The organism is Nitrospira sp. Nam74 (assembly GCF_965152615.1).
In genome coordinates, this window is sequence record NZ_OZ224220.1 from 4,215,942 (window position 1) to 4,242,748 (window position 26,807).

The following is a 26,807-nucleotide window of genomic DNA, read 5'->3' on the forward strand; positions in this document are numbered from 1 at the left end:
CGTAGCAATATTTCACCCGCCAATCCTGAGCCGCCAAGACCGGCTCTTGCCCATAGTTACGTTGAGGACTTGGCCCAAGCGAGGATGCCGCTGGTAGCCGTTTTCAGCAGCCTGCATTATCGAACTTGCCAAGAGCGCACCCGCCGTGCCGTAATCACACCATTCACGCGCTCGATCGCTTTGAGCACCCGATCCAAATGCGCCGTATCCTTCACCTCGATCACGAAGTCGAGTTGTGCTTTCTGATCTTCCCGTGTCGTGATTTCCGCGCGACTGATGTTGGCCTCGCTTTCAGAAATAGACGCCGACACATTGGCCAACACCCCTGTCTTGTCCACGGCCAGCACCGAGACTTTCACCCCGTGAATGCTTGAGGTGGTCGTGTCCCATTCCACGTCCACCAATCGCTCCTTATCATAGTCCAAGGCTTCAAGATTGGGGCACCCGACTGAGTGGATGGTGAGCCCGCGGCCGCGTGTAATGTAACCCATGATGCGATCGCCCGGAACCGGATTGCAACACCGAGACAACTGCATCAGGAGGTCGCGCCCACCACTGACCTTGACGCCCTTTTCAACCGTCTTGGGCACAGCCGGTTTTGATACGTCCTCTGTTTCCGGGGTCCGCTCCTCGGTAGGACGAGGAATCAACCGACTGATGACTTGTGCGGTGGGCAATCGTCCATAGCCGACGGCCCCCGCGAGTTCATCCGCGGAGTCACATCCCAGATCGCGGGCCACCAACAATAATCGATCAGATTTAAACAGTTGCGCCGGAGGCAGATCATGGCGCCGGAATTCACGCTCCAATAGCCGACGGCCGATCTCCACGCTGCGCTTTTGCTCTTCGATTTTGAGCCAGTGCTTGATCTTCGTTTTTGCGCGCGACGTGCGGACGAACTTCAGCCAATCCTTGTGAGGAACCTGCGTAGGAGCCGTAAGAATCTCGACGGCATCGCCGCTGCTGAGTTGATACTTGAGCGGCACGATCTTGCCGTTGACCTTCGCGCCGACACAATGATCGCCGACCTCGGTATGGATCGCATAGGCAAAATCCACCGGCGTGGATCCCTTCGGCATCTCTTTGACCAGGCCTTTGGGCGTGAACACATAGACGACATCGTGGAACAGGTCCAGCTTCACGGTGTCCATGAACTGCCGATTGTCGGCCAGGTCCTGATGCCATTCGACGAACTGGCGCAGCCAACTGAAGACCTTGCCGTCCTTGTCGTCGATCTGGCCACGCTCCTTGTATTTCCAATGCGCCGCAATCCCGTAGTCCGCAATGCGATGCATCTCTTCAGTGCGAATTTGAAATTCGACGTGTTCCCCTTTGGGCCCGACAACGGTCGTATGGAGCGATTGATACAGGTTCGATTTCGGAATCGCGATGTAGTCCTTGAAGCGGCCGGGCACCGGTCTCCAGAGTGAATGGATCAATCCCAGGACCGCATAGCAATTCATCTTCGTATCGGTAATCACGCGAATGGCGGTGAGATCGTAGACCTCTTCGAATGAGATGGATTGGCGCTCCATCTTTTGGTAAATGCCGAACAGGTGCTTCGGACGGCCCTGGACTTCGCATGTCAGGCCATTCTCAGCCAGCGCACCCATCACCAGTTGGGCGACCTCTTGAATGTATGCCTGCCGGTCTTCATCGCGCTTGGCAACGCGGAGCTTGAGCATGGCATACGCATCCGGCTTGAGATATTTGAGGCACAGGTCTTCCAACTCATTCTTGATCCACCCGATTCCGAGCCGGTTCGCCAGCGGGGCATAAATCTCCAACGTTTCCTGGGCAATCTGCTGTCGCTTGGTTTCGTGCAAATGTTCCAAGGTGCGCATGTTATGCACGCGGTCGGCCAGCTTGATGAGCACCACGCGGATGTCATCGGCCATCGAGAGAACCATCTTTCGAAAATTCTCGGCTTGTTTTTCCTCGTAATTCCGGAATTGGATCTTCCCGATTTTCGTGACCCCGTCCACCAGGCGAACGACATCCTTGCCGAAGAGCTGTTCCAATTCACTCGTCGTGGCCAGTGTATCTTCGAGCGTGTCGTGGAGTAATCCCGCGACGACGGCCGTCACATCCGACCTCAGAGCCGTCAACAATCCTGCCACTGCCAACGGGTGCTGAAGGTACGGTTCACCTGATTGGCGCATTTGCCCGGCATGGGCCCTCGCAGAAAATTCATACGCCCGCCTAACGAGATCGGCTTCCGCGTCGGGATTATAAGTCTGCAGACGCGAGATCAGCTGATCGATATCGGTAATAGTTTCGTACGGCATATTAGGAAGGGCGACAAGCACGGAGGTCCTTAATCCTCAACTGAATGCGATCGAGGCCGTTCCACCTGTTGAGTTCCGGCATGAACGCCAGATCGATCGGTGCAGACCGCGACAGTCCCCGCTGGGCCAACAATTCCCCCAATCGAAATCCGATGCTTTCAACCGGCGTCGAACCCTGCTGACGGACGACAAGCTTCAAATGGCCTTCACCGACTACCCGCACATCGAGCATCGCCAGATTTCGCACAACGAAGACAGGTTCGGGGTTGCCGGCGCCGAATGGATGGAGACGATCTAATTCACGTATTACGCGAGGACCTACGTCTGTCAGCTTAACCTCAGCATCTACTTGAAGCAAGGGATCGCTATTGTGCCGTTCACCCCACCTCCCAGCGACCTGTTGGAATTGCTCGACAAATTCTGGCAGGCGGGATTCCTCAATGGTCAGACCCGCAGCGGCGGGATGGCCGCCATAGCCTTTCAAGACGTGTCGGCATTCCGACAGGGCTTCGTACAGATCGAACCCGGGAATGCTGCGTGCGGACCCCTTCCCGATACCCTGTTCGTTAATGGCGATCACCACGGCAGGCCGATGATACCGTTCCACCAGCCGAGCTGCCACAATCCCGACCACCCCGAGGTGCCACCCCCGTGACGCGACTACCACCGCAGCGGGAAGATTATCGGGATTCACTGCAGCCAAAGCTTGGACGACGGTCTGCTCTTCGATGGCCTGCCGCTCGCGATTGAGCAGCTCCAGCTGCCCGGCTATCTGATGGGCTTTGGACTCCGATTCGGTAGTCAACAGATCCACGCCCAGGTCGGCATGCGCTAAACGACCGGCCGCATTGATCCGTGGCGCCAGGCGGAAGGCAATGGTGCCGGCTGTACAGGTGCGCTCAACACCCGCGACCGATTTCAATGCCTTGATGCCTGGCCGTATCCCGCGCGAGATTAGATCGAGCCCTTGCCGCACAAAGTATCGATTTTCATCCTGCAACGGGACCACATCCGCGACCGTTGCGAGCGCCACGAGGTCGAGTAACGATTCGAGCGCCATCTGACCTGCACCATATTTTGCATGATACGCCCGCACGACTTTATAGGCCAGGCCCGCCGAGCAGAGGCCTGGAAACGGATAGATCGAATCCTTCCGATATGGATTCATGATGGCAAAGGCCGGCGGAAGCACCTCTTCCCCCTGGTGATGGTCGGTGATGATCACATCGAGCCCGAGACGACAGGCCACTTCGACTTCGCGAAGCGCCGTCGTGCCGCAATCAGACGTCACGAGGAGCGTCACCCCATCGCGGCGCAATTGGGTGATCGCGGACACATTTAACCCATAGCCCTCCCCTATGCGATGAGGGATATACCAGCAGACCTTCGCGCCAAGACCCCTGAAAAATAGTACATACAGGCTCGTGGCGGACATGCCATCTACGTCGTAGTCGCCGTAAAAACACATCCGCTCCCCGGTCTGGACGGCACGATGCAATCGATCAACCGCTTTTTCGAGGTCGGGAATGAGCAATGGATCATGTGTCCCGCCCTGATGAGGGCTCATCCAATGATCCGCCTGTTCTTTTGTCGTGACGCCACGGGCTACAAGGACCGAAGCCGTCATGGGAGAAATGGAGAGAAGAGACGCCAGGGCCATCTGTTCTCGTGAATCGACATGGCGCACAATCCATTGCTTGGAAAGCATGCCGCTCCTTAAAGAAATGAATCGGTGAAACCTGGGCGAATACTAGTCAGCAGAGGCGCCTTTGTCAAACAGATGAAGGTGGCATGAGTGCGGTGAGAAAGCGGAGGGAGAGCGCTGTTAACGGCCAGCAACGATGGAGATGAAAGAGGAAAAGAAAAAAAGGTGAGGCTATTCCCCACCTTTTTGCACATAGTTCTTCACGAACTCTTCCGCATTTTCTTCGAGCACATCGTCGATTTCATCGACGAGTTTATCGATATCTTCTTTCAGCTTCTTTCCAGTTTCGGTGACCTTTGGATTTGGCTTGACCTCTTCCTTGGCCTGCGTGTCCTTTCGAGATTCCGGCCTCCGCTCTTGCTTTTCCATGGGAGTCCTCCTAATGGACAGGCTGTGTTTCCTCAGTTGACTGTACCATACCCCACGGCCCTAGGCTCGTCAAGCAGTCCACGACCGACGCAAGAGTGCCTCATATACCTAGTGTGCAATCAACGAGACAATCAAGAGCGCGACGATATTGATGACCTTGATCATCGGATTGATTGCAGGCCCGGCCGTATCCTTATAAGGGTCGCCGACGGTATCTCCGGTGACAGCCGCCTTGTGAGTCTCGGTCCCTTTCTTGCCTTGCTCTTCAATGTACTTTTTGGCATTGTCCCAGGCCCCGCCGCCACTGGTCATCGAGATCGCGACAAAGAGGCCGGTTACAATGCTGCCGACCAGGACACCGCCTAACGCTTGTGGTCCCAGGATTACCCCGACCACAATAGGGGACAGCACGGGGATCAGTCCGGGAATCATCATCTTTTGAATCGCCGCCTTTGTAACAATATCGACACACGTGGCATAGTCAGGCTTGGCAGTGCCCTCCATGATGCCCTTAATCGTCCGGAACTGACGGCGCACTTCTTCAACGATCAATCCGCCAGCTTGTCCCACGGCTTTCATGCACATGGAGGCGAAGAGAAACGGCAACATCCCGCCGAGAAAGAGCCCGACCAAGACGTAGGGATTGGAAAGATCGAACCCGCCTCCGATCGGATTCGGGCCTGCCACAGCACGGGCGTATTCCGCAAACAAGACGACAGCCGCCAAGCCGGCTGAACCGATGGCATAGCCCTTGGTCACGGCTTTGGTCGTATTACCGACCGCATCGAGGGGATCAGTGATATTGCGTACTTCCTTACCAAGATGGGCCATCTCGGCAATCCCGCCTGCGTTGTCCGTAATTGGTCCAAACGCATCGATCGCGACGACAATGCCGGCCATCGACAACATAGAGACCGCCGCCACCGCGACGCCATACAGACCGGCTGCCCAATGGCTGAGCAGAATCGCCGCGGCGATGACCACGACCGGCCAGGCAGTTGCCTGCATTCCAACGGCTAGCCCGGCAATAATGTTGGTCGCATGGCCGGTTTCACTAGCCTTGGCAATCTCCTTTACCGGCGAGTAACTCTTGGACGTGTAGTAATCGGTGATAAACACCAACGCCAAGGTCACGCCAAGCCCAAGCAACGACGCAAGATAATAATCCAACCCCGTGACTCCGGCAGCGCCGTCCATCATCCTCATGGTGATAGGATAAAAGCCCACGGCCGCCAAGCCACCTGCGACAAATAGCCCTTTGTAGAGCGCCGTCATGATGCCGCCGCCCGGGCCCGCCTTAACAAAAAAGATTCCAATGATGGTTGCGAATACAGACAGAGCGCCCAAGGCTAAGGGATAGAGAATTGGTTCTGCCATGCCATTAAACAGCGTGAACGCCAATACCATCGCCGCTACCGTCGTCACCGCATAGGTTTCGAATAAGTCGGCAGCCATGCCGGCGCAGTCACCGACATTATCACCGACATTGTCGGCGATCACCGCCGGATTGCGTGGATCGTCTTCTGGAATACCGGCTTCGACTTTTCCTACGAGATCAGCTCCGACATCAGCGGCTTTGGTATAGATTCCGCCACCGACACGAGCGAATACCGAAATCAGACTTCCGCCGAACCCGAGGCTCAACAGCGCATGGATTGCCTTTTCCTGACCGACGGAGGCCGAGGCCATCATGTAGAACCCTGTGACAGACAGAAGCGCCAATCCGATCAGCAGCAAGCCCGTGACGGCACCGCCTCGAAACGCCACTTGAAGCGCCGCATTCAATCCTTTGTGCGCCGCTTGTGCCGTCCTGACATTCGCTCGCACGGCGATATTCATCCCGACATACCCGGCGAGCGCGGACGCCGAGGCGCCAACGAGAAATCCGATGGCCGTCACCAATCCGAATTTGTCCGACCACATACCCGCCAGCCACAGCACGAGGAACAGGGCAGCTGCGACCACCCCGACGGTCTTGTACTGGCGGTTTAAGTAGGCTGAAGCCCCTTCTTGGATGGCTTGCGCAATGCTCTGCATCTCCTTATTGCCAGGGTCAAGTTTGATGACCCACATGGTCAGATACAGGCCATACCCGATCCCGGCGACGGCAGCAACAATGGCAAATAGAACAACGGCTGTTGTCACATCCACATTATGCCTCCTGGTCTAGTTCGGTGCCTTTTTAGAGACGCACATCCTTAGGATCGCTATTCCTCTTCACAAGACCTCGGCCCCTCGGGGCAAAAAGCGCAGTCATTCTATCGACCTGAACAACAATGTCAAGGTGAAACGCCTGGTTCTAAAGGACGATCCATGAAACTTGCAGAGGTTTGCGAGCCCCGGAATGATTTGTTATAGTGCTCACGTGAGGAGAAACAAAGAATGAAACCCTCGTACATTGTTGTCGAAGGGAAAACTTTTGAAAAAGAAGAATTGACCCTGGACAACCATGTCTACAAGAACTGCACCATGGACCACTGTAAATTCTATTACAGCGGCGGCCCGTATGAGTTGATCGACACCCACGTCACCAATTCAGAACTGATCCTCAACCAACCGGCCAAAAACATCTACTCCGCGATTCAAATCTTCAAGATGAAGTCGCCGGGATCGGTCATCGTCTCAGACCAGTAGCATCAATCAGACTTGCATAGTGGGCGTCTAGGGAAAAGCTTGAGCTACCTTGCTCAAGAGATGGGATGGGATCTTGTCGTCTTGGGGGTGTCTTGAAGGTACTGAGCGCCATCCAACGAGGGACAACAGGGCGTCTGGAACGGGCTGCGAAAGCCTGGCGTAGGCGCTTCAATTCACCACCAGTAGAGTAGTAACACAAGGCGCCGCTACACTGGCTTTACGATACCGGAACGTTGACTGACTTCTTAAAGATCGGGATCAATTGGAATGCAGGATCCTGACTGCCTTTGGAGGATTCCGCCTCAATCCGTTGGAGGAAGGCTGGTGGGCCGCTCACGGGCGCATAGCCGAGCGCCGCTTCGACATCAAATGTGCGGGTATCCTTCGGCGTAGGAAATGTAAACGTTTCGACGCGGATTTCTTCCGGCTTGAGAACGGTATCCTCAAGCACTTTGGTCGCTGCAAAATCGAAGACGGTTTTCTGCCCTTTCGCATCAGCAAAAACTCGCCCGTATGTTCGTTGGTCCGTGAATACAGTTTTCAAGTTCTTCCCTTTGACATTCAACTCCAGCACAACGCGCGCCCACGCCGGATGTGTAGTCGGCAAGTTATGCGGAACGAGGCTCTGGACCGTGACGGTCACCTTGGTTTGGTCCCCTTTGACTTCAGTTGCGACGTCGAGTTTTGCCGCTTCCTGCCGCAGCTTGCCGATGCGGCCGGGGAACGTGTGATTTGCCACCTTGCGCTTGTTCTCACCGTTGGCCGACTCGCCGACCTGCTCGGGCATATGGCACGTCTGACATTCTTTGCCGGATTTTACCGCCTTGCTGGTGTCCCAACTTCCTAATAGATCATTGCTTTTCCCGAGATTCGCCGCCGCCGGAATAGCGACGTGGCAATTCAGACAAAGGTCCGATTTTCGAAACAGATCCAGTTCCATCGAGTGATGGGCCAAGTTCGTTACCGCATCTTTATACGGTCCATACAACGTTTTACCGGGCTCATACTTGGGTACCGGCGGATTGCTGGTGCGATCGATCTCCTTGATCAGATGGCACTGGGCACATCCAACGCCGTCGATGGTGGGATCACCCGATTGGGCCTGAGTGACGAACGTTTGGACCTGATCGTGAAATAGATTGACATGCGGGGCGTGACACTTGAAACAGAGCGACTTGTCTTTTCCGCCTGAAAAAGAGAGATACTCGTCCAATGCCGCCCGGAAGACCGGCGAGTGAATCGATTTGGAGAGCGGAGAGGTTTCCCATTCTTCAAACGCACGCTCATGGCAACGTTTGCACTTATTTGAGTTGGGGAAGACCTTGTCGAGTGTGGGGGCCTTCGTTTTGGCGTCTTGCGCCTCGCTCCAATGAACGACACCACCCGCGGCAACCGCTGCCATCACCACAACAGTACAGATTAGGCTCATGGCTCTCGTCACGATGCCAAACCCCCTTCTCTCCGTCTCATAAGGCTTTTGTGCGGAACGTCAGGACACGTGGCTGGGTATATTCGTGAATGAGTGTGGTCGCCGTCTCGCGGTCCTTTTCGTTCGGCAGCGTGGCAAGATATTTCGACAGTAACTCCGGCGTCGGATCCGGAATCAAGGAATAGGTCAGCAGCGCTTCGATGGTGACAGGGACGGGTGCGCCGGTCGGCAGCGTCAGACTAAATGGCAGACGCCTGGTCGTGCCGCCTTTAACGAGCGGATCGGGAACCGGGCCTCGGAGAATCTGATCGAACGGCAGACCAACATGCACCACCTCGGATGCCACGGTGATGCCTTGTGCATCCTTGAGTGTGACCGTCAGAAAAAACTGTTTCAAAATTGGATCACCATCGGGAAAGCTGTGCGGTAAACTACCGCTACGCACAAAGACGGTGCCTTCCACCTTGTCGGCCCCTTTCGAAGTCTCCAGATCTACCCGGGGCATCCATTCAGCCTGAAGATTTCGATTCTTGAGCATGATGCCGGGAATGACGACCCCGCGAAACCAGTGGCGCCCGATGGTTCGTGTCATCGAGCCCCGCTTCGATGTAGAACTCCCGGTCGATTGTTCCATATGGCAGTCTTGGCAGACCGTTCCTTGGAGAATCTCACCGGGCAAGTCGGGACGCGTGACATCCTTCACCTTGTCGAAATGGCAAGAGGTGCAGTAATTGGCCCCCTTGAAGAGCAGCGATGGCGTGGACTGATGCACGAGATTTTCTTCGGCATCGGCATACGGCCCGTAGATCATGCTGTCGGGATTAATCTTGAAGGTTGGAGGCGACCCTGCCGTGTCTGCGACACCGCTAATCATGTGGCAGGAAGCGCAGCCAATGCCTTCCACCTGGACTTTGCCCGAGAGCACCTGTTTGTTGATCTTATCGGCATGCTGAGGAAATACCGTGACGGCGGGCGCATGACAGGATAGACACTTCGTTTTCTGCTCTGGGGTGGGATTTGTCTGGAGCCACAACCCGAGGACGGTCTTAAAAATCGGCGATTCAAGTGAGGTGCCGTGAAGGAGCGCAGCATCGACTCGGCCAAACGTCTTCAGATCCGGCGTCTGCTCACGCATGCCCTTCCATTCTTCATAATGACGGTCATGACATTGCTTACAGTCTTCTGACCGAATGAATGTCTTCTCAATTTCATCCACCCAGGCTTCCGGCGCTTGCCCATCGTCCTTCTGTGCAACGGCTCGCCCATCATAGAATGCATCGATGGCGACAACCAATCCAAACAGCAGTAGCCCAATGGAGAGCCTCCGAGTCACAATACTGACTCCTCATACGGTCGACACTCGTTCATCTCAATCCCGTTTGCAACCGACGAAATGAAAATTCATCACGCCGCCCACACCTTGTGTTTCCGGGTCCGCCGGCTCATACGTACCCACCGTAAAGTTGCACGTCGGCATGGCCAGCTTCAATGCTCGACCGAAATCCTTCAAGTTTCTCACTTCCACTTTGTCAATCTCTTTGATGACGGCCCGGACTTTGATGCCGGCCAGGTCGGCTTGCGTCCCGCCGATGACTTCGAACACGACGACCCCTTCGGCTTTCTGCATTTTCAGTTCCCGTTGAATCTCTTCGTCAACAGGCCCCACGATGATGCCGAATTCTTCACCCAATCGTACCGCATCGTCATCCGTCATCTTCCCATTTTCTTGAGAGGGCACGGCATAGCTCTCCGGGACGGCGCCAGAGAAAACCATGAGCAGCGCGAGGACTGCCAGGCTGCCTACGATCTGAATAACATTAAATCGTTCTCGCATCAGTCGCCCCGTGTGATGACCTCCACGACACAACCAGGTCGCGGCGTGCGGACTCCATCACAATTTGACCGGATCGATGGACAGTTGAAACCATGGTGCCACGGCCTTTTGGCCATTGCGCTCCTTATTTTCTCCGTTCCACACGGCAAACGCGATGGTCTGAAGATGTCCGGCTTGCAATCTCGCTTCATTTTCCTGTCCGGCACTCGCCAACGGTCGGCGCATGACGACATGCCACATGCCATCTTTCCATGTCGCTTTCCCCTGCACCCTGCCTTGTTCATCCTTCGTGGTCAGTGTGCTGAAGCCTCCCCCGATCAAATCCTCCACCGAGGATTTCCGTCTCGGGATGACCTCAAAGCGCCGTACCTCGCCTTCAACTTTTTTCTCAGCCGATTTGGCCGATCGACGATCGATATCGCTTTGCCAATCGGCTTTCCAGTGCCAAATATTGATGTAGTGATCCAGTTGACCCATGCAGAAGAAGGCGGGGGCATCTCCTAACGGCAAGCCAATGGCCACGCCGTCTCGAAAGGTACCAGGTGTCAAGCGATCATTCTTGGTGTTGTCCTGCCATTCAAGAAGGAACGCGATGTCAGTGCCATTGTGGATCGATCGAACTGTCAAGGAACGGGCAGCGGGCTCCGGCCATACCGGACGCGTAATGACCTGCCCGCTGAGCGGCAGTATCATGGGAGGAACCTTGCCCCAAGCTTGATCTTCCGGCGCAGCGGGGAGCTCGCCGGGGACATAATGGGCACGAATGAACATGCCCTGTGAGCTGACAATCGGGATACCGAAGGCTCCGATGAGGGCGCTGAGAAAGACGGCGGAGAGGAGAGGAATCAGGGCATGAGGTCTATTCCGAATACGTTGCCATCGCGCCATCTGCACCCCTCGCACGAACCGACCGCCGCTGAAAATCAGTCACAGCTCGCCGTCCCACGACGCCTCCGAGCACGATGGATACCTAACTGGCACACGCCGGCTCCTCGGCGTTGTCTCACCCGCCAACTTCAGACTGTAATGGCAGGGCTTTGCTCGAAGGCTCGCTTCTGCCGAAGCTTACCACAATTTTGCGCGGCGAATCTTGTTCTCCCCACGCTCGCACACGTAGAGTGAACCTTGGGAGTCGAGTGCCAAGCCTACGGGTGAATTCACGACGGCCTCCGTGGATAGCAGACCATCGCCATGCTTAATCATTCCCGCTGATTCTTTCGCAACGAACCGAGCCGCTCCGCAGCCGCCCATATGTTTATCCTCGTACCCGCTATCGCCATTTCCCGCAACAGTCGTCATGATGCCGGTCACCGAATCGACCTTGCGGACTCGGTGGTTCATCGTATCCGAGATATAGGCGTGATTCTCAGTGTCAAAGAGTACCGCTTCAGGCGCGTGCAGCATGGATTTGACGGCCGGCTTTCCATCACCATCAAAGCCAAAACGGCATACCCCGGCTAGCGTCGAAATGACACCGCTCCGTCTATCGATCTTCCGGACACGGTTACTGCCCTTGTCCACGACGCAGATGTTGCCATCGCGGTCGACGGCAATCCCGACAATATCGTATAGCCGCGCTTCAAGGGCGGGCCGTCCATCATCAAGATACATCGAAAGGTCCAGACCATCGGAGCACACCGGCATGAGCCATCCTTGATCGTCGCTGAAGTCAATGCCGATGGCATCGCCTGATAGGACCACCAGATTTCTCGCCACAAGGGGTTGCTCGCGCGCCTCATCCTCGTCAGACCATATCCCGGCGATGGTCGTCACAAGTCTCGTTTTTGGATCATAGCGCCGCACGCGATGAGCCTGGGTATCGGCAATATAAAGAACGTCATCCGCATCGAACGTAATAGCAGCCGGCCAGGTCAAATTGACCTCCAATGCCGGACCATCGCCATTAAAGCCATGCTGTCCTGTGCCGACGACGGTCGTGATGATGCCGGTGTCCCGATCCACTCTGCGGATCCGATTACTGCCGGAGTCACAGATGTACAGATTATTCTGAGAGTCAAAGGCAAGATCGAGTGGGAGGTACAGGCCGGCTTCTGAGCACGGTCCGTCGTCGCCGCTGTAGCAGGTTTCACCAATCCCGGAAAAATTGTGGAGGGTCCCCGCCTTCAAGTCCACGCGTCGGACGCGATCCGATCCCGATTCGGCGAAATACAGATAGCACTCCTCTTTATCGAGCGCGACATGGTGCGGCAGGGGAATGCCGGCTTTGACGGCCAGTTTCCCGTCGCCCGTGCTTCTCGCCTTGCCGTTTCCGGCAAACGTCTCAATATACCCCACGCCTAATTCAACGCCGGTTGCCATGCTGGTCTTCCTTATTCGCTTCTTATGAGTCTCACAACCTTCTAGTCACTTGCGCCAGATGACGCTTACGCTTTTGACGACTGTCCAACGACCTGAGGTTCGGGCATCGACATCTGGACAGGCTGCGTCATGGGTGCGGGTTGCGCGGCGACTTGTTGCGGCATCTGGGGCGCCATCTCCGTCTGGTTTTGACCCTGCGCTTCGGCTTCGATGGCCTCAGCTTCATGTACGGACTTTTTAAATCCTTTGATGGCCTTCCCAAGTCCTTCTCCGAGTTGCGGCAGTTTGCCAGCGCCGAAGATAATTAACACGATGAACAGGATTAGAATCAGCTCTGTGAATCCAATGCTCCCAAACATGGTGCGCTCCTTTTTAAATGTTCGTGTTCGGTTCGCAATTGCGCATCAGGCCTTGCCCGCCTCGCGTGATCGCTTGGTGAAACGATCCTTCAGTTTCTGGCGGGTCTGTTCGGCTTGCTCGAACATCTTGCACTTGTCATACGTGCTGATCAAGTTGTAATAGGCCAACGGCTCATCGGGATTATGATCCACGGCCTCTTCCATCACTTTGATCGCCAGATCCATTTTCTTATGGCTCAACGCGATTTCCATCAGCTTGAAACTGCATTCCAAATGCTTCGGATCGAGCTCGAGCACTTTGAGGTAGCACTGAATCGCCATATCGATCGTATTGTAATCAGACACCGCCGGATTATCGAGTTCCGCATAGATGCCCGCCAAGTTATACCAGGCAATCGGGTCTTCTTGATTGACTTCCACGAGCCGCTCGTAATAGTTCTTGGCTTCCACGAATTGCCGCTTGTCCGAATGCACACGTCCCAAATTAAAGAGCGCAAGAATATCTTCCGGAAAGATTTCGAGCGCTTTCTTAAATTGGGCCTCGGCTTCATCCATCATGCCCTTCGTGCCATAAATCGTACCTAGGTTTGAGTAGTACATGGCCAAGGATCGGTTCATTTCGCTGCGCAAAGCCTCGGCCATCTCAATCGATTTCTTGACCTCAGTCAGCGCATCGTCTAACCGACCTTTGCTGAAGTACAGTTCTCCCAATCGGCAGCGTGCTTGGAAGTCTTCCCCCTCACTCGCGAGAAGCTTTTCCAATTCGGCAATCTCTTCATCGGGCGTCAGCGGCCGCTCCTCTTGATCGGTCACCGCCGCAGTGGCATCACTCGGGTTTGTCATTTTGTGTTCATCCATGGTGGCTATTCCTGTTAAATTCGTTCTCCGATCATCGGTCCAGTCTCTATCGATCGTGGGTCCGCAAAAGACTTGTCCACCGACTCGCTCACCTTGGCTGTGGCCCACCGTCGATCCATATTGAGCAACAGAAGCCCAAAGACCACCATCAAGGTGAGATGGGACAGTTGGAGGGCGTACCCTGCCATAAACATCAAGCCGAGTCCATAACCCGCCAGGCGGCCCATGGTGATTTGCTTGATGACTGTGTAGCTCCAGCAGAATAAACCCGCCACGTACAGCGCAAACGGGAGATAAAAGGTGTAACCCATGCCCATCTGAAAGATCCAGCCGATTCCTTCTCCCGCCTTTCGAACCGATTCCGCAAGGCCTTGGTCATAGAGGCCAAGAAAAAAATCCAGAAATAGAAGTCCCAGGAAGAGGCTTGCCGCAGTGGCCGAGAAGATCACGACGCGACGGCGCTGTCGTTTGTTCGTGGTTCGAAAAGAAATCCCACCATAGGCCCAGAAGACTAATATGCTGGCGAGCACCATCATAGCTTCGCCGAAACGATTCATCTCATGCACTAACGGGGGTGCCGTTAGCCACTGGAAAAATCCGTAGAAGGTGGAGACTGTCTGATAATACAACCATCCGAAAATCCCCAGCAAGAAACAGACCATCATCGCCCGCTGAATACGATCGGTGTGCGTCTTGAGATACTCTATGGACAGCACAGCCAGGACCGCGCATGTGACCACGTTATAAGCCATAGACCCTAACATGGCTGGTGGGACGATCAAGAAGGCAACCGTCAAGATTAGGAGGAGGGAGACAGTAGCCACCAGCAACGTCTCATACGAATTCCGTCCCAGCTCTTTAAGCTTTGAAAAGAGGATCAACGAAAAGGCGAGAAACAGTAGAAGCGAAACGACATTCAGGAGTGTGAAACCGATTGAGGAGAGTCCTTTGAACAGCAAGCGGACGGCTTCATATTTCGCGGCCAACTTGCTAAGGTGCATACCGAGGCGCGAAACCAGACGATACAGGACCAACTCGAAAAAGGCCGCCAGGAGCAACAGCTTGAGCGTATACTCAAACAACATTCCATGCTCATCGACACGCCCCGCTCCTTTTTCCAGCACCGCTCCGCTCGCCATCAAACCGCCTCACTGAGCTATAAACCGGTCGTCTGTTCGACCTGCTGCACCTGAGCTCTCGCGCGGGAAATATACAGCAGTCCGTCGGCCATTGAATAATTAAACGGTAACTCGCACACGACTTCGCTGATCTTTCCGTATACATGCTGGTAGAGTCGCTCGGCTTGCTCGGGCGTCATACCGGATTGGACTTCATAAAAGAAGCCGAGGCTCATATCTTCGGATGCAGGCCTCATAATCCGTCTAATGCCATAGCCACCGGGATCACTCATGATCGGTGCTTCTTTTTCCAGATCGAACAAGCACGGCTGGCATGAAAAGCCATAGGAGGAATGCAGCCTTTCATTATCGACGATGAAATTCATCGTTTCGAGCGCTTCTTCTTCCAGCTCCGTTGGGAAACCGACGATAATATAACAGTGGATGGCAATGCCGAGATCCAAACAATCCTCTGTGATCCGGCGGACGCTCTCCTGCTTAATGCCCTTCTTCATGAAATCCATAACCCGCTGATTAAAGGATTCCAAGCCGAACACGATTTTCAAGCACCCGGCATCCCGCATCTGCACTAAGAGGTCCCGAGACAGGTTCTTTTCAAAACGCATTTCGCAGGTCCACTGCAAATTCAGCTGTCGGTCGATAAGCTGTTGGCACATCCGCTTCGTTGGAGAGAGCGCGAAGCATTCATCTGTAAAGAAAAAGTACGGCGTCTGATATTTCTCCGACAGCATCTGCAAGTCGTCGACAGTCTTGCCGGGGTCTTTCTGCCTGAAGTTTTGGTGGTCGAGTGTCAATGCACAGAAGGCACAATCTTTGTAATAACAGCCCCGTGAGAACTGCACGGGCAACACCGTGTGGGGAGCCAAATACCGCCCGAGCGGGAACCCATCATAATTCGGCGCCGGCAGTTCGTTGATGTTTTCGGAATAGAAGGGCTGATTCACCGTAATTTTGCCGTTCTGGCGATAAATCAGATTCGGCACCTTGCTCATATCGTGTTTGCCGCTCAACTGATTCACCAGTTCCAAGAGCGCGGTTTCCCCTTCAAACACGATAAAGTCATCGGTCAAATCGAACAGACTCGGACAGCGCCGCAGATTATCCACCAGCCTGGTGAAAATGCTTCCACCGATCGTGAGGTGAATATCTGGTCTCGCTTGCTTGATCAGGCGGCAGAGGGTCAGCCCTGGAATAATTTGCGAAGTGGCTGTAATCGAGACCCCGATCAAATCCGGCTGGTCCGCTAAAACCGAAGGAAGAAATTGGCTTCGGAATAATTCAAGATACGGATTCTGTTCTTCGTCGTGGATGGCCCGAACCAAATCCTTGGAGGAGTAAATAGAATAGCTGCTGAACTGATTATCCACGACCGTCATGCGAGTTGGAAAATAGATGGTCGAGATCAACTCCAACCATTTATCGATGAGGAATAAGCTGTCCCGGTACCGCTCGACGTCATAGAATTCCTCACTACGGAGTGTCTCCTTCGCTAACTCGATCCGGTCGATCAAATACGGAAATCGATCCAGCGACTCAACTAATCTCGCGTAATGTTCCTTGCTGTTGGGCCCCGTTTCTCCGCTCTGCCCTTTTTCGAGCTGCTTGACCTTATCAACCAATCGCGCGTAGGTCGCATGGCCATAGGCTGTGGTCAGCATGGTATCAAGCGCTTCAATATTGAGGTCGCGTTGGACCACGTTATTCACACCGGCCTGGTTAAGGAATCCGGTGAGTGACGGCAAGCTCAAATACGGTTGGGAAGGATGCCAACTTGGTGGAAACAACAGGGAGATCTTCACGCTGAAACCTTCCGGATCAAAGGGAATATGATCGCAGGAGACTGTACGTTATACACCGTCCAATCTTTTAGATGCAACCGCCCGCCGGCGTTGGACAACGAGCAAAAAACACGTCTTCGATCCTGAAGTCGTCGCCGGTTGCCGATAAAAAAAGCCCCGAGTCTTCCTGCTCCTACAGCAGGCGACTCGGGGCTTTCTAGCCCTTACTGAGCCAGAAAAATTAGGGCAGCTTCAACGTAAACCAGGTAGAAATGCCCTTCATTCCGTTCCGCTCGACATTGCTGCCGTCCCAGACCGCGAAGGCAACGGGCACCGTCGCACCAGGCTTGAACTGCACATCATTAGGATCATTGGTGGACAAGGAGCGCTTCACCACAATACGCCAGGTTGGCCCGACGCAGCAGCCTCCCTTGATTGAACCCGCTGGTTCCCACAAACCGTTGCCGATCACATCCTGATGTGACTGTGTCGTCAAGGTGCTGAACCCGTTGGCATTGAGATCCTCGACTGCGCTCACGCGCAAGGTCGGATCGGACATGATGTTACCGGACCAAATGCCTGGATTGAAGGGCCCAAGGCTACGACCGATACGATCGGGATAGGTCACCCCACCGGCCGGCTCTTCGAAATAATAATCCCAGAAAATGCCCGGATACTGATCGTCCACATCCCAGAGACCGGCGCTGTCCTTACCGATATCCTTCTGCCATTCCGCATTCCAACGCCAGATGTTGACGGTTCCGCCTGACTGACCCATGCACTGGAATGGCGGGGCTCCTGACGTGTTCACCGGAAACTGAATAGCGGCTTGATCACGGAAATCTTGCGGACCGATGGTCGTATCGTTCTTAGTCTGATCGGACCAGTCCAAGCGGAATCCAAGTTCTTTCCCGTTTGATACCGCCTTGACGAAGACAGATTTCACGGCAATGTTTGGATGCATCGGTGTTGTAATCGTTTGCCCGCTCAAGGGAACGACCACACCCGGTACACCTTCCCAGATCGGATTTGCCCCATCCATTGGAATGGGTCCCTTGATGGCCTTCACCGGGATGGTCACCGGCTGACTGACCGCAAGGGGCACCTGCCCAAGAGTCAGCATCACGCCGACCATTAGTGCAGAGAGGAGAATGCCGAACACCAGTTTTTTATTACGTGTCTGCACCACTCTCATAAAAATATACCCTCCCCCTTAAGGATTAAAGAACTGCGTGACATTATAGAATCCGACCGACAATGTACTACTATATATTAAGCGTTCCCGAAAGGCCCCTGCTCCGAATCATCCTTTTCTTTATCTTTGCGGTCCATGAAAGATTGAGCGCCGACTTCATCAAGCAGCATGCTTAACTCATTTCCCTGATCCTGAGCGCCGCATTCATACGTCTGTCCTTCCGGGGCGTTAAACGTCGCCGGGCGGTAATCGGCCTCTGAATAAGGCTGAGGGTTGACGCCCAGGTACGCCGCATCAAAGTCCATCCACTCCGAGGTAAAGTCGGCAATGTAGTGGAAAAACCCTGACTCAGCCTTCTTGGTCAACATTCTGGAGAAGAGCGGCACCCACCGACCAATATGCTCTTTCACAAATTTCTTTTGCGCGTCAACCACGATTTGTGTCTTATCGGCTCCATCATGGCAGCGGGCATAGGACTCTTTGTAAGCGAGAAAATGCATAAATTCCAGTTCGACGCTCAAGTGATCCATGCGCTCATGGATATCCCTCGAAAGCTCTACGCCGAACGCCTTGTAAAATCCAGCGATATCACCCATGACATGGGCTTGACCGAATACGTGATCGTTTCCAAAGAGAGTTTCGTAGGGAGGGCAGTCAAGCGTGATGACATTGCTGAATACGCGGCGGTGCTCAGACTGCAAATCGGCGAGTTGCCAGTTGACACATTCGGAGGAAACCCATTCTTCAATTCGATCGAAGAGCTTCGAGACGGCGGCCAGTTTCTTTTTGGCTCGCTCTCCACCGATATTGTCGAGCGATTGCATCAAACTGTCGATGGCTGAACGCCCGTCTTCGACAAACTCACCACTTTGTAAATAATCGAGAAATTCATCGTCTTCCGGATAGAGCATGCTCCAAGAGATGAGCAGATACAGCTTGCTTCGGCTAAGCGCTCTTTCTACGGCGGGAGAATCCTTAATCGCGGTTGGAACGGGGGCTAATCCGGCCATCCCTGCTGTGCCTCGTTGACTTTCCATGGTACCCATGTTTCCTCTCTTTTACATTCGACGGTAAATCCGTTTTCGGCTTTTACTCATCGACCTGCGAGGGCAACGGCTCGCGTATCATAGGCAAAGCTCAAAGTGATGTCAAGCACCAACTCAGCTCGCTTAAGCTTATGAATTTCATCAATTCGTCGAGGCGAACCGCCCTCTCATATTAAAAAATTTAGCTCCTAACAACCTGACAAATCCTCCTCTGTACAGTGAATGAGCCGCGCCGGCTTCACGGTGATGGCTACCCGGTCATTCACGCTTTTACATGTATATTCGCAGATTCCGCATCCAACGCATTGATCTCCTGAAACCATGATGCGAAGAACGTCGAAATCCATTGACAGCGCATGCGTAGGACATTGTGACACGCATGCATTACACCCTTGCTCAGCTGTGCAGGCTTTCGGTGAAACACTCGCCAAGCCCATGCGAATATCTTCAATGCTTTCCACGGCAACCAAGGCGTCAGTGCCACAGGCTGCAATACAAGGCAAATCTTCGCACAGATAACAGGGTGTCTGATCAGGGAAGAGTATTGGGAAACCTTCGCGAGGGTGAACTGAAATCGCGCCATACGGGCATGCTTTGACACAATCACTGCATCGCGTACATCGATCGAGAAACATCGATTCCGAGGCTGCGCCGGGGGGACGCAACCAGTCCTCCCGTACCCGAGCAGCAGGTTCTTCAGCGGGCGCATCGCGATGCTTGGCAAATTCATGAGCCGTTTTGACGACAGAGACAAGAGAGTCTTTAAGAAAATGTCGACGGCCGTATTCGTATTGAGGATCACTGGCCATAGAGAACTTCTCTCGTACTAGACGACGCCTTCGGAACGCAACCGGTAGACTTCGACACACCGGTCACAGGCGCCGTATTCGGTATCCCAGCCGGGATGGTTTTCACGGATGAAATCCAAAACATGCTGTTCCACCTTGTTCTCGAGATCTTCCACCCAAGAATACGTGGGAAATCGACACAGCGGACATGGGAACCCGGGCATCAAGATGACCTTATTCAGGGTCGCAGGAACATCACCGCCTTCGACCTCGATGGCCCGATCCATCACACGTAGGGTGTCGCTCGCCATTTCGGTCAGTTCGGCATGGGTCAGGAAGTCGGCCTGCCACAATCCTTCGAAGACGGATTTGAGTTGCGCCGGAGGAATCTTGCGGTACCAGGATCGGAACTCTTTGAACCGATCTTCGCGGCTCAACATCGGATCTTTTCCTGCGCGGACTAATCGACTATCGATGTTCATGCACCACAAAATCCTGTATCGATGCAAAATCAGCGTCTCTTCACCGGGATTTTGGCCGACCTTGGTGTCTGGGTCGTAGTCGAAGGTCGGATCGAGCATATCGGCAATGTGCGTCAACTCGTGGCGACAGTAACGACTCAGAGCAGGATCGTAAAAGCGGCGAGGGATCAGCTTGATGCCCACTCCTTTCAGCCCCTTCTCTTCAAACTGCCGGGCCATGTCCTGCTCGACCGATCCCCATTTTCGCAGGACATCGACGCCTTCCTGATCCTCTTTCAGCACACCTTTGATCAAAACAATCCCGACTTTTTCTTTCAATGCGGGAAATTCATCGAAAGCATTCCGGACGATGTCGGAGAATCCCCAGATGCCGAACAGGTACTGGTAGAGCTTTTTAAATTCAGATTCGCGGTCGTCGAGCGAATACTTTTCATAGATCGGATCCGCCAGCTCATGAAATTCCTTGTAATAGGTTGGATCCCCTTCCCGCTCCGTTTTTTCAATGAACGAATCGATGACTTCTTGGAGCAGCGCGGGTTGAAATCGAATATCCATCGTGTGCGGCGTCTGCTGCGGAGTGTGTGATTGTATGGCCATGGTAAGGCGAGCCCCTTTCAACATTCGGTTGCCTTGACTTACTGGAGACCCATCTCATAAGATGGCTTCACCAAAAGGGAGTTTCAATTATAGCGACCGCTTACGGGCTTTTGCAAACGATGAAACCGATGAACAATGAGGATGGTACCGGCGGTGAAGTGAGGATTGTATGGTAGATCCATCGACAAGCCAATCCATAGGGGCTGGATCATCCGGTCTCGCGGAAGAAACAGCAGTACAGCCACCGCGCGACTTTTTGGAGTACTGGAAGGCCGGCCCTCGGGAGATCCGAACGTTCCGCGGGCATTCACACGGTGTCTGGACCGTCGCGATATCTCCGGATAATTCGACCGTGGCCAGTGGCGGAGTTGACCGTCTGATCCGCTTGTGGGACGTCGAGACCGGACGGCTCTTACGATCTCTGCGAGGACACACGCACGACATTCGTGCGGCGCTCTTTACCCCTGATGGACAGACCCTGATCACGGGGTCCGAAGATCGGACCATTCGGATGTGGAATCCTAAAACCGGCGAGCCGACAAAATTGCTCTTCAGCCGGTACGACCATAACGTCTGCAGCCTGTCCCTCTCACCGGACGGTCTGATGCTGGCGCGGGGTAGCCACAATAAGGATATCAAGATTTGGGAAGTGACGACCGGAACCGAGCTCATGACCCTACTCGGCAAAGATCAGTACGATCACCATTGGTCCGTGTGTGTGGCGTTTTCCCCGGACGGAATGCACATGGCGAGCGCCAGTGATATCGGCAAACTGAGGCTATGGGAAGTACTTCCCAGCGGCGAGGAAAAACTCTTGGTAAACGGACATTGGCGCGAGCACGAGGACGACGAGCAAACGGAGTCGCGCGGGTTTTTTGTTGAAGACGACGGGGGCTTTCAGAAAGCCATGGAAACGTGGATCGGTGCGTTGACCTATACGCCGGACGGAAAGCTTCTCATTTCAGGAAGTCGCGATACCACAATCAAATTTTTCGAGATGCCGTCTTTGACGGAAGTCCGTACGCTCAAGGGACATGGCAAGTGGATCCGTGCACTGGCCGTCTCGCCCGATGGCAAAGTGCTGGTCAGCGCCAGCGATGACGAGACCGTCAAGTTCTGGGACATTGAATCGGGCCGCCACTTTAAAACGTTGCGGGCGCACAACGGTGCCGTTCGCGGTCTTGCCTTCTCACAAGACGGGCGTCGGCTGGCTACAGCCGGATGGGATCGTCTGGTGAAATTGTGGGAAGGTGGGGCGGACTAATTCAGAGCGCCTCGTCGGATTCATTCTTCTCAGAAGAGATACCATAACGTTTGCACTTCTCCCAGAGGGCTTTTCGCGACAGCCCCAATACGCGCGAGGCGACTGTCTTGCTTCCCTCGACTCGGTCTAAGACGGCCACGATATATTGCCGTTCAAACGCCTCTCGAGCCGCTGACAGTGAGTCCACCTCGGCCGACGACGCCCCCGTGACATGGCCGGTCAGTCCTTCGCTACAAAACCCGCACGTATCCTGCGGCCTGCCACCTAGATAGGGGCAGGATCGGTTGCCGCACAGCGTGGCCGCCTGAATTTCTTCGTTCGGCTGTCCCAGCGCGACCGCGCGTTCAATGAGATTCTCAAGTTCCCGAATATTTCCCGGAAATGAATAGCGCAACAGCAACTCTTGGGCGCCCTGTGAAAATCCCTTCAGCGGCTTGTTGGTGCGCTCACATCGAGTCCGCAACATATGCTCGGCAATGAGCATCACGTCTTCGCGCCGTTCTCGCAGCGGCGGCAACACCACCGGCACAACGTTCAATCGGTAATACAGATCTTCCCGAAACCGTCCCTGCTGCACTTCCTTCTTGAGGTCCTTTTGGGTCGCGCAGACCAACCGGACGTCCACCTCAATGGTCTCATTGCCGCCCACTCGTTCGAATTGGCGCTCCTGCAAGACGCGTAACAGCTTGACCTGGACGACCGGTGAAATTTCCCCGATCTCATCCAAAAACAGCGTGCCCTTATGCGCCAATTCAAAACGGCCGCGACGTTGCCGCAGTGCGCCGGTAAACGCTCCTTTTTCATGACCGAATAATTCCGCTTCGAGTAATGATTCGGGGAGCGCCGCGCAACTGATTTTGACCAAGGCGTGATCTTGCCTCGGACTGTTCCGATGAATCGCATTCGCGATCAGCTCTTTGCCGGTTCCACTTTCCCCTACGACCAACACTGTCGAATCCGTGGCGGAGATGAGCTGGACTCTTTCCAGCACATCCCGCATGCGATGATTCTTGCCCAGTATCCCTTCGAAATTGAACTTGCCTTCCAAAGCCTCACGAAGCTCAACATTTTCAGCCCGAAGCGCCAAGACCTTGCTCAAACGATCGACGATCAGCAGGAGCTCATCCATGGCGAATGGCTTCGTGATAAAGTCGTACGCCCCTCGCTTCATCGCTTCGACGGCGGTCTCAACGGAGCCATGCGCCGTGATAACGATGACCTCTGTGCGTGGTGATCGCTGTTTACAGGCTTGCAACAGTTGTAACCCGTCGGCCCCGGGAAGACGAAAATCCGTAATGACGATGTCAAAGACGGCCTGGCTCAGCAGGTCCATGCCCTCCTGTCCCGTCGCCGCCGCACGGACGTCATACCCCACCGCTCTGAGCGCATCCGTCATCGACAGCCGCATCAAGGGTTCGTCATCGATGAGCAAGACGGATGGAGCTTTCATAACACCTTTCCAGCGTGGGCCCGGTCACTCGTCATCGGTAGCCAGACTGTGACAATCGAGCCTTTGCCGACTTCACTGTCGACCTGAATTGTGCCCCCATGGCGTTCAATAATGCCAAGACTGACGGATAATCCCAGACCTGTTCCTTCACCTGTCCCTTTCGTCGTAAAAAAGGGATCAAAGATCCGGGGCAGGACACTCGTCGGAATCCCGCATCCGGTATCTTTCACACGGATGCTACAGCGGTCTTCCAACACCTCGGTGCGGATCGTAATATCACCTTCGCCCCTGATAGCCTGCACGGCGTTCAAGATCACATTCATGAATACTTGTTCGAGCATGTGCCGATCGACCATCAGAGGCGGCAAATCGGCGTGCAGATACTTGTGTAAACGAATCCGATGCGCCGTAAAAACGTGATTAGTGAGCACCAAGACCCGCTCGATGACTTCATTTACCCCCGTCGGCGATAGTTCGGGTTCATGCTGCTGTGAGAATTCTAAGAGCTGCCGGACGATTTTCTGAACGCGTCGCAACCCGTCTTCCATGGAGAAGAGATATTCTGCCTGGCGCTCGGGAGAAAGGGTGCCCTGCCGGAGGTTGTAGAGACAATTCAGAATACCGCCCAGCGGATTATTGATCTCATGGGCCACACCGGCTGCAAGCTGACCCACCGAAGCGAGTTTTTCTGAATTTAAGATCTGCTGCTCCAACTTTTTCGTAACGGTAATATCCCGCGCAATTCCGAGGACGCCAAGAATTTTTCCATCGGGGTCTGAGAGCGGCGACACGCTGACGGTCACCATCCGCACGTCACCGGCTTTTGTGACGACTTCGACTTCATAGACTTGTTTCGCGCCGATGTCCAATGTGCTTTTGAGGCGACGACCGCGGTGTCGTTTCGACAAGAGTGACAAATAGGGCCGACCGAGCATATCGTCCTTTCGGTATCCCCAGATTTCAATCTTATTGTTGACGTAGGTAAAGCGCTGGTCGGCGTCCAGCGTATAAATGACGTCATTCGCATTTTCGAGGAGATTCTCCAGATACTGCTTCGTGGCTTCGATCTCGCGAGTGCGCTCACGGACCTTTTCTTCCAGTTCTTCGCTGTAGCGATGCAATTGCTGCTCGAGCCGTTTTCGCTCTGTAATGTCATGCAACTGAATCATCATCGCGGGGTTGATGCCGTCCAGGACGCGAATCACGTCCATTTCGACAGGCCGTACAGACCCTCCCTGCGTCACCACTGCGATCTCGTGCGTCGGAACCTGGCGTTCCCCCTTCACCACCTTGTCGATGAGCGAGGTGGTCACGCCTTGATGAGCGTCCGGCACGAAGTCAAGAAATTGCCGGCCGACCGCTTCCGATTCCGAATACCCCAGGTCTTCTTCCTCACGTTTATTGACACCGATCACGCGGCCGTCATCGGATACCATGAAAATCGAATCGGCCGCCAGATCGAACAGGGCTTTATATTGCTTTTGCGATTCGGACAATTGCTGCGTTCGTTCAGCAACTTCTTGTTCCAGTTGGGTGGTATAGCGATGCACTTCCTGCTCAAGCAATTTGCGCTGTGTGATATCCCGGACGAAGGCACGGGAGTACAGCAGTCCGCCGCCTTCGATATCAAACAGGGCAGTGGAATGAACCTCTACATCGATTGCCTTCCCTTGCTTGGTCAGAAAGATCGTCTCCATGGTGCCACGGCCTGAGGTCATAAGGCGTTCGAGATACTCCAAAATATCGGCCTCTCGGCCTTTCGGCACGATGTCCCAGAGATGCATCGCCAGCATCTCTTCAAGGCTATACCCCAGTTTGTGAAGCTCTGTCTGATTGGCGTGAACGAATTTCCCCGCTTTATCGACCTGATGAATCATCTCGGGGGAATTCTCGATCAAATCACGATACTTCTCCTCCAATCCTCGAATCTCGGCCATGCGTTGCTCGAGCTGGCCGAACGACTGCCTGAGATTGACGGCCATATGGTTGAATGCCCCGGCCAACTGCTCGATTTCATCGCCCGTCTTGATATTGAGCTGATGATCCAGAGCGCCCGTTCCAATCCGTTGGGCTCCTTCATGAAGCAGCCGGATCGGCCGAACTAACCGTCTGGCGACTAAAATTCCGGTGGCCCATAACCCGGCAAAGACGAGCGCGCCATAGGCCGCGACCTGCCAGAGCAGCTGTGTCAGCGGCGCATAGGTCTCAGCCGGGTCTTGGCGGACGAAGGTCACCCATCGCTTTCCCCCCAAGCTATTTGGCGCCAGCTGATGACTAAAACGAACGGGGGCAAATCCGACGATTGAATTATGCCCGCCATGAGTGTCGTCATTCGCCACGATCCATCCGGCATGCGCCTGGTCAATGTGCTTCACCAGATCCGGACGTACGAGGTGCTCTTCAGGAGACAACACGGGACACATCAATGGCGCGCCGTCAGCCGCCATCAGCATGGCATGGCCGGTGGCACCGATTGCGACATCCGAAATGGAATGGAAAAGAGAATCGCGCCGTAGAATGACGCTGACCGTCCCGATCACGCGGCCCTGCTCATCATCGACAATCGGCAACGATACATTCAACGCATGCGTGCCGAAGGAGGGATCGAAATAGATATCGCTGACATAGATCTGGCCGCGCCCCATATTAAAAGCGGCTTGCCACCAGACGGTCTTTCCATAGTAGTAATCGACTTGTGGGATAGAACTGACAACGAGCGCCCCTCGATTGTCCGTGACGAAAATGGCGATGTAGTCGGATTTGCGGATCTCGTGCCACCGGATCAGATAATTGGTCACAATCCGGTTAATGAATAGCGGAAAGTCTTGCTTTTTCTCCCGGCCGCGCCACTTCCGCTGCCAGTCACCAATCATCGCCTGAACATCTTTCTCAGTCTTGCCGTCATAGCTACGATTGGATTCGGTCACAGCGGTCTTCAAAAATGGAGTCGTCGCGAGCTGCTGTGCTTCGTTGATCCCTCGCGTGACCTGCATTTCTATGCGGCGCGCCGCCTCCACCGCAATTTCCTTAAAATTGCTGCCAATCGTTTCGCGGAGCGCGCGTTGTTCCTCGATGTAGGTCAGAATAAGAGAGATCGTGAGGGGAAGCAGGCCAACCATCACGATGGCCGTGATGACCTTTTGTTGAAGACTCTGCGGAGATTTCAAGAGTTTCATTTCAGTAACATGCGTTGCAAGCCTAGGCGTCCATTGTGATTTACGGTCCTCCCCTATGTCAAGAAACGGTAACACTTAGTGAAACGGCACAAAAGCC

Annotated in this window: 21 protein-coding genes; 2 read left to right on the forward strand and 19 right to left on the reverse strand. The window is 54.3% G+C overall.

Going from position 1 to position 26,807, the window contains the following annotated elements:
• Window positions 1-116: 116 nt before the first annotated feature.
• The 4 genes from ACWHYZ_RS19920 to ACWHYZ_RS19935 form a co-directional block, all read right to left on the reverse strand.
• Complete coding sequence (locus ACWHYZ_RS19920) at window positions 117-2,309, reverse strand: RelA/SpoT family protein (protein WP_447984410.1); 2,193 nt, start codon at window positions 2,307-2,309, stop codon at window positions 117-119.
• Window positions 2,290-3,996, reverse strand: a complete 1,707-nt coding sequence (gene recJ / locus ACWHYZ_RS19925; protein ID WP_447984411.1) for a single-stranded-DNA-specific exonuclease RecJ — start codon at window positions 3,994-3,996, stop codon at window positions 2,290-2,292. Before recJ ends, ACWHYZ_RS19920 begins: the two co-directional genes overlap by 20 nt.
• A gap of 168 nt (window positions 3,997-4,164) precedes the next feature.
• Complete coding sequence (locus ACWHYZ_RS19930; RefSeq protein ID WP_447984412.1) at window positions 4,165-4,362, reverse strand: ubiquitin-like protein Pup; 198 nt, start codon at window positions 4,360-4,362, stop codon at window positions 4,165-4,167.
• A gap of 108 nt (window positions 4,363-4,470) precedes the next feature.
• Window positions 4,471-6,507, reverse strand: coding sequence for a sodium-translocating pyrophosphatase (locus tag ACWHYZ_RS19935; RefSeq protein WP_447987621.1), 2,037 nt, complete (start codon window positions 6,505-6,507; stop codon window positions 4,471-4,473).
• A 237-nt stretch (window positions 6,508-6,744) separates the two neighbouring features.
• Here ACWHYZ_RS19935 and ACWHYZ_RS19940 point away from each other — a divergent pair, with 237 nt between their 5' ends.
• A complete protein-coding gene (locus ACWHYZ_RS19940) occupies window positions 6,745-6,996 on the forward strand; it encodes a hypothetical protein (protein ID WP_447984413.1) in 252 nt (83 codons plus the stop codon).
• 217 nt (window positions 6,997-7,213) lie between these two features.
• Here the strand turns inward: ACWHYZ_RS19940 and ACWHYZ_RS19945 are convergent, their stop codons facing one another.
• The 13 genes from ACWHYZ_RS19945 to ACWHYZ_RS20005 all read right to left on the reverse strand — a co-directional run bounded on the left by ACWHYZ_RS19945 (window position 7,214) and on the right by ACWHYZ_RS20005 (window position 20,820).
• A complete protein-coding gene (locus tag ACWHYZ_RS19945) occupies window positions 7,214-8,425 on the reverse strand; it encodes a multiheme c-type cytochrome (protein ID WP_447984414.1) in 1,212 nt (403 codons plus the stop codon).
• A gap of 37 nt (window positions 8,426-8,462) precedes the next feature.
• Window positions 8,463-9,758 carry a multiheme c-type cytochrome gene (locus tag ACWHYZ_RS19950; RefSeq protein WP_447984415.1) on the reverse strand — a complete coding sequence of 432 codons (1,296 nt, stop codon included), beginning with the start codon at window positions 9,756-9,758 and terminating at the stop codon, window positions 8,463-8,465.
• A gap of 36 nt (window positions 9,759-9,794) precedes the next feature.
• The gene (locus ACWHYZ_RS19955) at window positions 9,795-10,259 is read right to left on the reverse strand and encodes a hypothetical protein (protein ID WP_447984416.1); all 465 of its coding nucleotides are present in this window, start codon (window positions 10,257-10,259) and stop codon (window positions 9,795-9,797) included.
• 57 nt (window positions 10,260-10,316) lie between these two features.
• Complete coding sequence (locus ACWHYZ_RS19960; protein ID WP_447984417.1) at window positions 10,317-11,147, reverse strand: ethylbenzene dehydrogenase-related protein; 831 nt, start codon at window positions 11,145-11,147, stop codon at window positions 10,317-10,319.
• A 177-nt stretch (window positions 11,148-11,324) separates the two neighbouring features.
• Window positions 11,325-12,578, reverse strand: coding sequence for a hypothetical protein (locus ACWHYZ_RS19965; protein WP_447984418.1), 1,254 nt, complete (start codon window positions 12,576-12,578; stop codon window positions 11,325-11,327).
• Window positions 12,579-12,643: 65 nt separating this feature from the next.
• Window positions 12,644-12,937, reverse strand: coding sequence for a twin-arginine translocase TatA/TatE family subunit (tatA, locus tag ACWHYZ_RS19970; RefSeq protein WP_447984419.1), 294 nt, complete (start codon window positions 12,935-12,937; stop codon window positions 12,644-12,646).
• Window positions 12,938-12,982: 45 nt separating this feature from the next.
• Window positions 12,983-13,795 (reverse strand): tetratricopeptide repeat protein, encoded by an 813-nt coding sequence (locus tag ACWHYZ_RS19975; protein WP_447984420.1) that lies wholly within the window; start codon window positions 13,793-13,795, stop codon window positions 12,983-12,985.
• Between the two features lie 14 nt (window positions 13,796-13,809).
• Window positions 13,810-14,934, reverse strand: a complete 1,125-nt coding sequence (locus tag ACWHYZ_RS19980) for a hypothetical protein (RefSeq protein WP_447984421.1) — start codon at window positions 14,932-14,934, stop codon at window positions 13,810-13,812.
• A gap of 17 nt (window positions 14,935-14,951) precedes the next feature.
• Window positions 14,952-16,733, reverse strand: a complete 1,782-nt coding sequence (locus tag ACWHYZ_RS19985; protein WP_447984422.1) for a B12-binding domain-containing radical SAM protein — start codon at window positions 16,731-16,733, stop codon at window positions 14,952-14,954.
• A 220-nt stretch (window positions 16,734-16,953) separates the two neighbouring features.
• A complete protein-coding gene (locus ACWHYZ_RS19990) occupies window positions 16,954-17,898 on the reverse strand; it encodes an ethylbenzene dehydrogenase-related protein (RefSeq protein ID WP_447984423.1) in 945 nt (314 codons plus the stop codon).
• An 86-nt stretch (window positions 17,899-17,984) separates the two neighbouring features.
• A complete protein-coding gene (locus tag ACWHYZ_RS19995) occupies window positions 17,985-18,953 on the reverse strand; it encodes a TorD/DmsD family molecular chaperone (protein ID WP_447984424.1) in 969 nt (322 codons plus the stop codon).
• 188 nt (window positions 18,954-19,141) lie between these two features.
• On the reverse strand, window positions 19,142-19,762 hold the full coding sequence (locus ACWHYZ_RS20000) for a 4Fe-4S dicluster domain-containing protein (RefSeq protein ID WP_447984425.1): 621 nt from the start codon (window positions 19,760-19,762) through the stop codon (window positions 19,142-19,144).
• A gap of 17 nt (window positions 19,763-19,779) precedes the next feature.
• Complete coding sequence (locus ACWHYZ_RS20005) at window positions 19,780-20,820, reverse strand: hypothetical protein (protein ID WP_447984426.1); 1,041 nt, start codon at window positions 20,818-20,820, stop codon at window positions 19,780-19,782.
• 169 nt (window positions 20,821-20,989) lie between these two features.
• On the opposite strand from ACWHYZ_RS20005, the gene ACWHYZ_RS20010 reads away from it, so the two are divergent.
• Window positions 20,990-22,084 (forward strand): WD40 repeat domain-containing protein, encoded by a 1,095-nt coding sequence (locus tag ACWHYZ_RS20010; protein WP_447984427.1) that lies wholly within the window; start codon window positions 20,990-20,992, stop codon window positions 22,082-22,084.
• Window position 22,085: 1 nt separating this feature from the next.
• Here ACWHYZ_RS20010 and ACWHYZ_RS20015 read toward each other — a convergent pair whose 3' ends face one another.
• Both ACWHYZ_RS20015 and ACWHYZ_RS20020 read right to left on the reverse strand, forming a co-directional pair.
• Complete coding sequence (locus tag ACWHYZ_RS20015; protein WP_447984428.1) at window positions 22,086-23,534, reverse strand: sigma-54-dependent transcriptional regulator; 1,449 nt, start codon at window positions 23,532-23,534, stop codon at window positions 22,086-22,088.
• A complete protein-coding gene (locus ACWHYZ_RS20020; protein WP_447984429.1) occupies window positions 23,531-26,710 on the reverse strand; it encodes a PAS domain S-box protein in 3,180 nt (1,059 codons plus the stop codon). The genes ACWHYZ_RS20015 and ACWHYZ_RS20020 overlap by 4 nt, the downstream gene beginning before the upstream one ends.
• Between the last annotated feature and the right edge of the window lie 97 nt (window positions 26,711-26,807).